This is a genomic window from Porphyromonas levii DSM 23370, from assembly GCF_000379925.1.
GTDB classification, from domain to species: Bacteria; Bacteroidota; Bacteroidia; order Bacteroidales; family Porphyromonadaceae; genus Porphyromonas_A; species Porphyromonas_A levii.
Genome location: NZ_KB904236.1, coordinates 26,421 through 39,521, shown reverse-complemented (window position 1 = coordinate 39,521; position 13,101 = coordinate 26,421). Strand labels below are relative to the sequence as shown.

The 13,101-nt window shown below is 43.2% G+C and carries 8 protein-coding genes; all 8 read right to left on the bottom strand.

All coding sequences use genetic code 11. The features are described 5' to 3' along the window. Nucleotides 1–246: IS66 family insertion sequence element accessory protein TnpB (gene tnpB, locus A3GG_RS13015; RefSeq protein WP_018357802.1), on the bottom strand; the 246-nt coding region annotated here is incomplete at its 3' end. A 359-nt stretch (nt 247–605) separates the two neighbouring features. Then, nucleotides 606–1,550, bottom strand: coding sequence for a PorV/PorQ family protein (locus tag A3GG_RS0102775; protein ID WP_026215565.1), 945 nt, complete (start codon nt 1,548–1,550; stop codon nt 606–608). Nucleotides 1,551–1,557: 7 nt separating this feature from the next. Then, nucleotides 1,558–4,368, bottom strand: a complete 2,811-nt coding sequence (locus A3GG_RS0102770) for a S8 family serine peptidase (protein ID WP_018357800.1) — start codon at nt 4,366–4,368, stop codon at nt 1,558–1,560. A 23-nt stretch (nt 4,369–4,391) separates the two neighbouring features. Then, nucleotides 4,392–6,122 (bottom strand): hypothetical protein, encoded by a 1,731-nt coding sequence (locus A3GG_RS0102765; protein WP_156808652.1) that lies wholly within the window; start codon nt 6,120–6,122, stop codon nt 4,392–4,394. Nucleotides 6,123–6,147: 25 nt separating this feature from the next. Next, nucleotides 6,148–7,755, bottom strand: coding sequence for a RagB/SusD family nutrient uptake outer membrane protein (locus A3GG_RS0102760; RefSeq protein ID WP_018357798.1), 1,608 nt, complete (start codon nt 7,753–7,755; stop codon nt 6,148–6,150). Between the two features lie 45 nt (nt 7,756–7,800). Continuing rightward, nucleotides 7,801–10,800, bottom strand: coding sequence for a SusC/RagA family TonB-linked outer membrane protein (locus A3GG_RS0102755; RefSeq protein WP_018357797.1), 3,000 nt, complete (start codon nt 10,798–10,800; stop codon nt 7,801–7,803). A 1,002-nt stretch (nt 10,801–11,802) separates the two neighbouring features. Continuing rightward, the gene (locus A3GG_RS0102750; protein ID WP_018357796.1) at nt 11,803–12,288 is read right to left on the bottom strand and encodes a BT0820 family HAD-type phosphatase; all 486 of its coding nucleotides are present in this window, start codon (nt 12,286–12,288) and stop codon (nt 11,803–11,805) included. 393 nt (nt 12,289–12,681) lie between these two features. Next, complete coding sequence (locus A3GG_RS0102745) at nt 12,682–12,864, bottom strand: PspC domain-containing protein (protein WP_018357795.1); 183 nt, start codon at nt 12,862–12,864, stop codon at nt 12,682–12,684. Between the last annotated feature and the right edge of the window lie 237 nt (nt 12,865–13,101).

The window sequence follows — 13,101 nt, the reverse complement described above, 5'->3', positions numbered from 1 at the left end:
TTTGACAAACACCTTATGGCTTATCCGACCACATTCCAGGCGTTTATGGTAAATCACATACCCGCCCCGTTCCCAGTGGAGCAATTTCATCGTAGTCCTCGACCTATTGATAAACACAAACACATCCCCCTCTAAAGGATTGCGACCATCTCTAAGAATGATCCCCTCCAAACCTCCAAACCCTTTCCTCAAGTCAACGCCACTAATAAACAGGAAAAAGCAATTGCTTTCATTTAGATTAAACATAAATCGTAGTCATCTAATACCTGAACAACTTCCAACCGCAAAGATGACTATAATAATAAACCGCCACAATACGCCCGTTTTGGGAGAGTTACGCTGAACCGATCTCAATAACCTTTCACACAATGAACTGAAGTTCTCTCAGTAAACAGCACGAGGGTGTGCCAAAAAATGTACTGGCACACCCTCGTTGTTGAATAATACTTCTTAAATTGTCACATCACCCTTGAGTGCTAACCCTTAGGCACAAAACAGCCTTTCATAAGACTCATTTAATGAGAATGTTGCACGAAGTGCCCATTCTCTTAATGGAGTTGGTTCCACAAAGGCTTGCTACATATCTTTGACAATGGACTATAAATTTAGAATGAGTATCCCACTCCTACAGTGAGTGCATCGACCCCTGCCAATTTAGATAGTCCATACTGATAACTAATGTCCGCTCGGATTCCTTTATAAAACCCTCCAATACCACAAGACAACTGGTTCAAATCTTTCTGTCCATAACGGTAGCCAATACGGGCAGAGATAAGGTTGTTAAAAGAATATTCAATACCACTGCTCACCAGCAGTAGTTGGGCATTCTTAGGAGTGAAATAGCGAGCACTTAAAGCCCAAGCTACCTGATGCTTAGGAGACAATGCCAACTGCCAGTCCCCTCCAAATTGGACTGAAGTAGGTAAGCTGTAAGGGATACCAGTATCACCATATTTAATGGGCTTACCTACGTCTTGTAGTCTTAAGCCTAAGGTAAGCAGCGTAGAAGTCTGGTTAATCTTAAATAGTTTTTGGTATCCTGCTCCCACAGAAAACCCAATTCCACTGGTGCTTCGTCCCATATCGCTTTTAAAGTAAGTGGTAGTGGCATATGCAACTACCGATGGGATTACCTTAAACGCATATCCAAGATCTAAAGTCCACTCGAAAGGACGCACTACTCCCGCATCACCAGTAGTAGCAGTGATTGGGATCGTCTGTCCTCCTCTCCACCTACTTCCAAAGAGCAAAACACGATTCGGATCAAGTTCAATATTCGTGCCTAAGTTGAACTGCATTATCCTGCCTACCTCTACCGCTGGGAATATCTGGCTACTCAAGTCTATGCTCATCCTTTCATCCGAAAATACTGCAGCCGCAGGATTAGAATAAATATGCATCTGCTTTGTATCACCCAACATTGCTCCCCCTAGGGCTGTACTGCGAACATCCGGTGTAGACTCAAGAATGGGAAGTATACGCCCTTGAGAAAAGGCAAGAGTACTCGAAATGAAGGCTACGAAAACTGCTGATAATAATCTTATTCTCATGGTGTAATTAGTTCTTAATAAATGTACGATAATCCTTTGAACGACTGGTCTCTACTATCAGATTGTATACTCCAGTCACTAACTTATCCAACTCTAAAGTTGCCTCGTGCGTCATAGGATTGACCTTTAGTTTATCCTCTATCAGCTTCTCTCCTGTAGAAGATGTAACAATAACATTGATAGTTTCATCGTCAGATTTCACGAGTATTTTCAGATAGCTATGTGCAGGCATAGGATAGAGAGCCTGGATTTCAGAGGCTTCAGCTTTAGTCACCCGGACAATGAAAGTAGTAGAAGACTTCCTATAACCATCATTACCATAGACAATAATCGTTGCTACCCCCACCTCGTGAGGTGTAACTATAAGCTGATGATCGCGTACCTCAGCGGTCACTACAGACTTATTATTGCTCTCAGCCTCGAAAGAAATATCTGTAAGCCCTGCTGCCAGTTTAAAAGCAGAACTAAGGTCTATTGTCTGTGCCTGCCCATTCTCCATCAAGAAGAGGTTCTTTATCTTCTGATTTGAAATAGGGGCGGAGTGATCTACCACTGAGAATGGAATGACATACTTTGACTTGCCGTTAAATTCGTCTTCAAGCTCGAGGGTAAATGAGTACTCACCCCTTAAGCCTTGTACAATCACCGACATCTTGAGGTCATCACCAACCCGCTCTACTGTTACTCCTTCTGGAAGATCACTGGTCTTGTAAGACCACGTATGTTTATCTTCATCTTTTATTTTGAATGAGTGAACGAAGTACGGACTCGTATTGAGTATCACTAAGGGTTCAGTAGGTAGGTTAGCTATCACTGGAGAATGGTTAAGATTAGTCTTGAATGTGCCATGTTGAACCTTAGACGTATTTCCAAATCTATCGCATGCGACAATAGCTACATGGTAAGTTTTCCCAGTCTCCAGTCCTGAAAATGCGTAAGAGAGTTCCTCACCCAGTTTCTTCTCATGGTTATACACTTCAGCAGCAGGCTTCGTGAGATCCTTAATTTCATTCGGGCTTAGATATATTCGGTATGAAAATGCCACTTTGGTATGTGCATCCTTGTCTTCAGGTACTTCCCATGACACCTCAGCATCGTAATAACCAACCTTCTTAACATCTATCTTATCAACCTGTGCAGGAGCTTCTTTTTCAGGATCACTCAGTGCCAATGCTGCATCTATATAGCCTACACCCATCTTTCCTTTGTAAGAAGGTTTTTGAGACTCATGATCACGAGGCTTAACGGCAGCAAGAAGTCTTTTCTGAAGTTCCTTATTGGTCAAATTACCTGACTTCCCAAAGTGGGAAACCATCAACGCAGCTATACCAGTAACGTGTGGAGTAGCCATAGAGGTACCCATAAAATAAGCATAAAGCCCCTGTTCTGAGTCTAATCCTTTATATATTAAGCTAGATCCAAGATCATTCCCCACTTTAATCTTCGGAAAGTGACTAGGCACGGTACTCAATATTCCTCGGTTGATACGATCTCCAGTATCTCCACCAGGAGCCAATATATCGACCCATTTTCCACAACTAGAATAAGAAGACAGCTTAAAATCAGGATTGAATGCCGCAACAGCAATAACAGAAGGATCATAAGCCGGTATAATGTCCACATCCACACTGCTGTCATTTCCTGAAGCGAAAATCACCACCCCGCCGGACATCATAGTCCCTGGCTTAGGCTTACCGTCGGGATCATTTCCTGCATACTTGATAAAGTAGTCAATGCCCGCTTGAATAATTGCACCTGCATCAGCATGTTTCTGCTTATAGTACTCGGAATTTATATCTTCTTTTTTTCTAAACTCGAATCCCCATGAGCAATTGGCAATAAGTGCCCCATGATTAGCCGCCCAAATAAAAGCTTCTGCATATTGATCGTTCGTAGCAGCTTTAGAATGTGGTAAATCCGAACTAAACACCTGACAGCTCATCAGACGAACGCCACTATCTTTGGTGCCATCTCCTCCTGCTACACCTGCAACCCCAACATTATTATTGTTTCGTGCAGCCACGGTACCAGCCACATGAGTCCCGTGAAAACCTGGATCCAAATTAAAGGTTCCATTGAAGAAGTTTTTTCCGTGGATACCCCCTTCACCCGTCCACATAGACTCCTTGAGATCTGGATGCTCAACGTCAACGCCTGAGTCAATAATCGCCACAATGACCTTAGGGTCACCGGTAGTTGTTTCCCATGCTTTAAAGAGATTGATATCAGCATCACGCACAAAGCCATCAGTCAGCCCTTCATTGAAGTAATGCCACTGCTTCTTGAGTAAAGGGTCCGGTGTTTGGAAAGCAGGATAACCATGGTTGGTATCCGGAAAAACACTTGAACGCAGAGGAGTAAATTGGGCATCGGCTTGCTTTAATCTGATTTCTCCATGCACTATCTCCACTGCCTTCTCTGCTCGGAGGTCATCAATAACTTCCTGGACATCAATGCTATCATCAAAGACAACCTTGTACCATCTATCCAAGCCCTCTCGAATCATTGCTGGGGCATATTCGCCACTGATGTCAAAGACTTGTTCTAGCCTTACGCCAGAGGTCGCACTACGAAGAGAAGATGTCCTCAGACTCTGAGAGATATTCTCTCTTGCTTTAGCATCGCCACCTTTTGAGAGTTTAAGATAGACTATACCTGGCTCCCAAACGATAGATTCTTCAGCAGAGGAGTCGTTTCTTTGTTCCGGAGCCTCTGAAAGAATTTCCGAATCAATTTCTCTTTGGCAACCTATCGCTACACTACTAACTATTAGTAACGCCAGTATTGCTACTACAGCTGATAATGTCTTATTTTTCATGATAAAATAATTTCGTTAGTTGATTAATTTTTAGGGAAGTTATCCACATAGCTCTTATTCTTATAGTACTGGAATACCACTTCCCCTTCACCCTTAGGACGAATGTCTACAAGCTCATCTATCCCTCGGTAATAAGTTGTGTAACCACTTCCCTGGTCTGTTCGACCCAATACATATCCTTTTTTTTGGGCGGGGTTATGTAAAGAAGGTTTCAGATAAAATTCAGAACCATATTCTGGGAAGTATGGATTCCCTGGTTTCACATTGTAAATATAATCTAAGCCTTCATACACGTCCTGTCGCTGTCCCACAGTACCCTTGAGTTTCGAATCTCGGGTAATCTTACCATTCAAATCAGGATATTGATCAAGCGCTTCAATACAATTAAACACATAGTGTACCATTTTTAGTGCACCCTTCTTATTATCCTGTACTTTAGGGATAAACACTAAGGAGTAATATTGTATCTCTGGGTCAGAAGAAGAAATAGACAAATCATGAGTGTAGTCTGGCAGAAATCCCTGAGAAGCTTCGTACTCCATCACCTCTTTTAGCTTGAATTTTATGTCATGGAGCCTATGAGCTGTACGAGTAGGAAATGTTTCCACATTTTTTTCATTATTTATAAGCGAAAGATAGTTGCTCGTTTCATTATACTGCATATAGGCGCCATTATAATCGTTTGCTCGATTTAAAATCTTAGAATTATTCGAATTATACACTTCAAAATAACCAGTAACATCATCTTTGGCACGGAAGAATCGCGATGTACTCTTTTCCATCCTCTCCATCCTCGCACTTGGAGTATAACCATTGAACGCCATCCACGAACGAAGGTCTTCTTCCTCAAAACGTTGATTTTCTTTAGCTTTAAGATAAATATCTCCTGTAGCAATCTGATAGTATGGTGTTATCGCTCCATCGAATCTGTAAATTATCAGTGGAGACTGTTCTGCATCTGTAGAGAAAGCCATAAATGGTTTGTCCACATCACCTTCTGGAAATTTGTATCTGAGTTCGTATTCTCTATTGCGCTCATACCCTCTCTCTTTCTCTTGCTCTATGATTTCACTTCGCTTTGCGTGAAATGGAATACTTAGAGGATCAGCGAACTGTATCCACCCTCTTTGAATAATATCCATTCTGAGGTGTTCGGTATCATTGGATATAAACAGAATGCCCTTACGACTTCTTTTCGAATCAGGGTCATCTTTACTAAAATCCTCCACACTAAGTGTCAGCGAGTTATCTTCGTTCTTAACCCAAGATAACCATGGGATTTCGCCGAATGAGCGAACTTTCCAATGCGACGAATTAGAAACTACTTTGATCGTTTTGCTTTCTTTCTCTCGGTCGAATCGAAGTTCGGTCAAACCATCTTTTATCTCTATCGAAGGCTTGGTTCCAAACTGAGAGATAGAGAAACTGAACTTACTGCCTGGCAAATCAACAGTCAATGGCGAAGTTCTCATTTCGACTTCAGTATTTTCTTCGGCAGTCACAATAATTCTATTCCCCTCTCTATGCACCTTTAGCCACTTATCCAAAGAGGCCTCATCAATGCTCCAGCTAGAAGAGCTGGCAGAGGTAATAGATATTTCTTTTGTGCCACCAGGCTGCTCAAAGACTAAGCTCTGAGTGTCACTCATAAGAAAGTGTTCAATAGGGTCTCCACTCCTATTGTTGCGGCATCCCATGAGTAATAATGGTAGGATGACCAGTATGTATCGTAATACGTAATTTGTTTTCATCATAAAATCACTATACTTCATTCAATTATTATTCCCATCCTTCATTTTGCTTGACTAGCTTATTGATTTGGTTTACTTCATCCTTTGGGAAGCCCCAAATGAATTTCTTATGATGTGGTTCAATGCCTTCACCCAAGTCAAAGCCGTCAGCAAAGAAAGAGCTTGGAACTCTGTGCTTGTCCCTGAGTCCCTGTCGTTCACGCTGCTTGATAGGGAGTCCCCATCTCGACAAGTCCCAAAGCCTGAACCCTTCGAATGCCAACTCTCTGCTACGCTCATCCATAATCTCCTTCCAAAGTTGATCTCCTGACTCTGTTACTTCTGCAAGTCCTCTTGAAGCACGAAGCTCATTGAGAAATTTCTTCGCATTCTCCTGGTCTTGGGTCTTGAAAGCTGCCTCAGCTGCAATTAAGTACTGCTCTGCTATTCTGAATGGCTTTGGCGAACAAATCCCATTAGGTACATATCCTCCCCATTGTGGGTTATCTAACGTGCGATACTTAGGATTACCCTTGAATTTTGATATAACACACAACTGCTCTGGAGCATTCTTATCGGTTACAGTAGAGTACACCCACTCAAAATACGCTGGCACACGTCTATCTCTGTCAGTGAAAAGATCATATACCACGGTTCCTGATGGGAGATAAGAGGGTTTATTGAAGTCCATCTTCTTTTCTGGGTCTTTAGACTGCCAGTACTTCCAAGTCTCCAAATCAGCTCCATAGAGATTGATGGTGGTTGCAACTTCGTTTTGCTTATCCACAAAGGGCTGCCATATCTGCTCCTTGCCACTATCGTGGTGCCACATCTGGATGAATGGGTTATTCTCTCCTTCTGCGTCTTTGTGCTCTCCTGTAATAGGTGCGATTAGTGGATACTTTCCATTATCAATGAGTTTCTTCGCCTCGATTAGAGCTTCAGGCATCTTATTCATATAGAGATACACACGAGCTCTCAAAGCGATTGCGACATCCGAAGTCAACTCATCCGATCCTTCGGCGCAAGGCACTGATGCGAGGAGCTTTTCTGCCTTCTCCAAGTCATCCAAGATGAGCTTATAGGCTGCACGATTCGAAGCTCGTCCCTCCTTATCTACAGAAAACGGGGTAGTACGAAGAGGAATGGACAAATCTTGTTCCGCAGTCTCCTCCTTATAGGGCATACCCCACCGCATAGCTAAGCTGAAATGATAAAAGGCACGAGCCAAATATGCATTTCCTAGATATACGTCTATCTTATGCTTATCTTGAGGATTCACATTGAGTTTTGGAGCTGACTCTATCACGACATTAACATCCACGAGCGCAGCATAATAAGAGTGGTAGACTTGCTTGATAACTTCATCCTCAGACTTGACATCCCACTTATGGAATGACCCATACAGACCTCCAAATGAAGCGTGTGCATTGAGCATGTCTGCTTGTACTTCTTGTGGAAGGACATATCCACCTCCGAACTTTCCCCTCAAAGTCGAATAAACTCCATTATCCCACTTGGTAGCATCTTCGAGAGTGAGATATGACTGCTCGTAACGCATATAGTCTAACGGGGCGCGATCCAGATTGCAGCCACCCAATAACAAGAGTCCTGCTACACATGCTACTACTGCATTTAATGTTCTCTTTTTCTTCATGACTTTCTTAATTTCTTTTTCCTGCACGATTCTTTCCATGAGGGATTAAAATGACACTTCCAATCCGAGACTTAATTGCTTAGTATTAGGATTGACTCCCATTGCAATATTATGCCCTACCTCAGGATCGATTCCTCTAAATTTGGTAAAGGTCAGCAGATTACGTCCGACAAAGTATATACGTGCTGAAGTGAAAAAATTCTGAGCTTCTAATACTCGCCTTGGAACGTTGTATCCGATAGTAAGGTTCTTCATACGCATAAATGAAGAATTCTCCAGCATCTTTGAGTCCAAGTATGAGCTTTCCTTATTATTGCGAACATACTCTAAGGATGGGAATTCAGTATTATCGCCCGGCTTCTTCCAATAATCGAATAACAACCTCGATCCATTGAAGTTACTCTTCTTGTCACGGATATAGTAGTCATTCTCATAGTATCGCTTATCCATAGAAATCATATGCTTGCCCAATGCAAAAGCAAAGTCTGCATTCACATAAAATCCCTTCCAGTTGGCTTCAAATCCCCATCCTCCTACCATAGGAGTGTATACTGGGATACCAGTATTTTGCTCCAACTTAATAGACCATTCGTCTGTGACTTTAGCATCATCTCGTGTAGCTACTGATATATCATCTCCAGGGAGGTACCACTCCGGATGACCTGTTTTAGTATTCACACCCTTATATAGAGGTAATACAAATGTGATGGGCTTACCTACAATGAAAGCCTGTTGTGCCCCTGGGTCATACCATTCCTGACGTCCTTCGAAGAGTTCAACCACTTTATCATTATTGTGGCTAAAGTTAATGTAACAGGAAAGACCATAGTCGGCTCTAGGCTTGATGATATCGGCCTTGAGCTGTAAGTCAAAACCATAATTGAGATATTTACCCACATTCTCAAATTTGGTCACATATCCGGCACCCGTTATAGGAAGTCCCGTAGAGAGAGACTGTGGCACTTCAAATAGCATATTGCTAGTGAGCCTATTGTAATACTCGAGATTGAGCTCTAGTCTGTCCCACATCCGAGTCCTGAAGCCGATGGTAAATTTGCTCTGATTCTCCCATGTGAGATCAGGATTGCCGAGACTGATGAAGCCTAAGCTGATCTGACCTTTTTTTTGCCCGACTTTACCAGCATATGAGTCTATTGCATAAGGAGGAATAGAAGCATTTCCCTGAGTACCATAACTAGCTTTAACGTCTAAAGCATCAAGCCACGAAACATTGCTAAGGAAGTCTTCTCGCTTCGCTTTCCAAAGGAGACCTGCTGACCAGAACAGTCCATTTCTACGAGATCTTGAGAAACGTGAAGATGCATCATTTCGTAATACTAGATCCACGAAATACTTCTCGCTATAGTCATAAGATAGCTGAGTGAAGTAGGATAAAAAAGCATAGCTCAGACCACCCTCAGAGACACGATAATCCTTGGTCACATTATTCAGCGTATACAAGCGGTCATCTAGTATCCCAAAACCACTGGCGTTGAAGCTATCATCAACGTAGTTTATATACTCATGACCTAGAAGTGCCGTGACATTATGCTCACCAAAACCCTTTTGCCACTTTATAGTATTAGTGAAAGACAGATTAAGGGCATTGGCATATCCTCTACTCGAACTTCCTACACCATATGCTTTTCCATAGCTAGGAAGTGTCCTGTTTCTACTAGTTCCATAGCTGGTCTCTATACCACCCATGGATCTTATAGTAACACTCTTAATAGGAGTAATAGTGATCTGTCCATTAGCAGAAAAGATAAAAGATGATGAACCACCAGGATTGGTAGCTATTACATGCTTAGGTGTAAACATCTCTAGCATTGGGATATACTCAAGCTCTTTACCTGTCTCTGGATCGAAAGGAGAGATAAAAGGAGGGTTCATCGCAGCAAGTCCGCCACCCCCAGCGTTACTATTACTAAATGGTGAGACTTGACTCTTGTCTCCCGATACTGAAGTGTTCAACCCACACCGAACATAATCGTTAAATGAAGTATTGAGATTGACTCGCCCGAATACCTTCTGATAGGAAGAACCCATCCTGAGTCCCTTCTGAGATATCCCTCCTCCTGAGATATAATAATTAGTATTGCCACTACCGCCTGACACAGCAATACTTGCACTGTACAATGGCGCAGGCTGATAAATATACTTATACCATTGGAAATCCGTGCCTTTGAACAGCGTTTCTTTGAGATATGTCAATTCATCTGCCTTATAGAGCCCTGTTTCTTCATAGTATCTTAGCAATTCAGGACCAGTCATAAGGTTGTCAAAATACTGGGTATTTGCTAGTGTGGAGACCCCATATTGCCCTCTAAGGGTTATAGTGGCTCGCTTATCAGCCACACCTCTTTTGGTAGTGATGTAAAGCACTCCGTTGGCAGCCCGAGCTCCGTATATTGAAGTCGCTGCAGCATCTTTAAGCATTTGGACACTTTCAATGTCATTGGGGTTCATAGACTGTACGACCGCCATACTCACAGGCATCCCATCCATAATAACCAGAGGCAGAGAGCCTGCTCCCAGAGAGCCTTGACCATGGAGAGCGAAAGATAGTCGCGATGATGGTTCTCCAGAAGATGAATAAACCTGAAGCCCTGTCACCTTTCCTTGTATTGCATCAAGGGGATTGGCTACTGGCTTATTCGCAAGCTGCTTAGCATCCACCTTTACTACTGATGCCGAGGTATTGGCGACCTTTCGGGTCATATAACCTACAACCACAACTTCCTCTAGAGTCTCAGTGTCAGGCTCCATCTTTACCATCATGTTTTCAGACGCCTCCATCTCCACTGGCTTGTAGCCTAGGAAGCTAAAGATAAGGATTTCTCCTTTCTTCACCTTGAGCGTAAAAGTTCCATCTGCGCCCGAAAAGGCACCTTTGGTCTGATCGCTTTTGGCACGTATTGTTACGGCCATAAGTTCGTCATTGTTTTCGTCTACCACCCTTCCCTTGGCTGTAATCGTCTGTGCAAAGACGCTTGTAGCACTTAGGAAGAAAAGCAGGGATAACATCAAGATTTTTTGCTTCATAAATACTGTAATATAAAAGTTGGTTAACTCAATCAGGGATTCCGACACCGTTTCTGCCTAGACAAATCAGGCGTTAATCCTCTATTCAAATGCTATTCGGTACACCAACCAAGTCGCACCCACTGCAAATATAGTATAATATTTAGTTGCATACAACAAATTAACACAAGGTTTTTCTTTAATGTATATTAGAGGTTAATTATTTTCTATATGGCACATATGTGCAGTAATTTTATAAACAACATGTTCCACGTATGACAAATATTTGTATTACAATTGCTTAACAGCCCTATTTACCCCTGCTGAAGAGTAATTCAGCCCCAACAGAGAAGGGGAATCGAGAATATTAACAATTGTGACGCCTCTCGCCCCATTCCAGCCCCCATTAGCGGGGCAATTACGAGCTAAGGTAGGACAAGAGAGAACCCGCAAGGGCAAATATTACGAACACCCATGACCCCTCTAGGTGTCGGACTAGTTCAATGAGATGAGACAATAGCGCAGTCTTCGTTAGCCTCCCTGAACTTAGGAGCGGAGCCAAGCCCCCTTGCCTATGGGCTACCTTCGGTTTAGGGGTTTGGGGGCTTATAACTCTCCTTTGATTGTTATCCCTAATACGGTTCCACTGATACCCTATATCAGCGAAATTTATTCCTAGGAATAAATTTATTTATCTGTACAAATAAATTTATTTATCTCTAGGAATAAATTTGGTTGCTCAGGCGAGACAAAAAGAGCGCGAGCACAATTAAAATTGACTAAATGTAGTCTATAGGTTTGGGGACTTAAGAGAGCGCACAAAAAAAGTGAGTGGAGCAGCCTCACTAAGAGGCTTACCCCACTCACCATTCGATTGTTTAGACAAAAAATATCTATATCGCAGCCCGAAACCCCGATGCCCTCCAAGAGGTGGTCACGCGTAAGCACGTGAGCCCCAACTACACTACAGACTTAAATGATATCCTGAAGATTCACCCCAAGTAGGGGCGGCATGAGGGAGGATTAGAAGAGACCGAAGCGCTTGCGCTTCTTTTTCTGTCCGTAGCCATGGGCATAGCGGTTCATCATCTCTTGCTGCATATCATCGACTACCGTAGGTGCTACCGCAGCAGGCTGGAAAGGCTTCCCGTTACTAATCATCTGGTAGATGGTGTCCCAGTGTGGGAGCTTTCCGAGCGAGCGGTCGTCGATAAAGATATCGGCTTGGAGCTTGCGCGAGAAGTGCCTATCGGCATGGGTCTCCTCGGGAAAATTGCTATTCACAGAATAAAATACCAGTCCCCGCTCCTCGCACCATTGAAGTGCCTCTTGGAGCAATTCGCGTTCGCGTACCGACCATAGAATAAGGCGGTGCCCATCCATCAGCAACTTCCTTAGGTTCCTCACCGCACCATCGATCTCCGTCCCTATCCGTGGGTATTCGTGGGTAACTATGGTACCATCGAAGTCTACGGCGATGGTATATATTTTCTTAGAGGCTGTCTCCATCATTATTAATAATCAAGTCTTAACATCGGCGCAAAGATACCACTAATTACCCTAGCCCGCCAGCCTGCGCACCCTTATGGGGCTATCGCTGTAGGTACCACTTCACCCAAAGCCGTCTTAATAGCCACGATATTTGGAGAGGAAAATCTATTAGTAAGAGCGCTCTTACTAAGAACCTTCTTACTAGGGCGGCATCGGGAGCAAGGGCTTAGAAGGTGACCAAGCCCGAACACTGAACCGAAGGTCGCCCACAAGCAAAGCAACACTTTAGCTTGTAGTGAACCACAGGACCGCGTAATTGCTCATGCGTTTGCCCTTAAGGCGAGCCTCATGGGCGCTCGCCCGATAGCAATTTAGGGGAAAGGTGGTCAATAAGTGGTATGGGGTGGGGGATTAGCGGGCAGGGATGATGAGAGCGCAGAGAATGTAGACGAATAGACCGCTGCCTCCGAGGGCGGTGGCAAGCACCCATAACAACCGAATTACTGTGGGGTCGAGATTAAAATACTCTGCGATACCTCCGCATACACCTGCAAACATCCTATTGGTCTGGCTCCTTAGTAACTTCTTCTCCATATTGCTGTGTTATCTATATGTTAATTGTTCATTGTACTCACCTACTACAAAGATACCATTAATACCAATCGGGGGGACTATGGCTCGTCTTGTCGGCTAGTGTGCCCTAAAATATTTGTTACTAGGGATTTCCCGCTCTGGGAGTGCCTTTGGGAGATTATTCGCAATTACTTAGGTGTATGCCCTTTGTTATTATGAAAAAATTACCTATCTTTGGTGGAATTTCATAAAGAATGG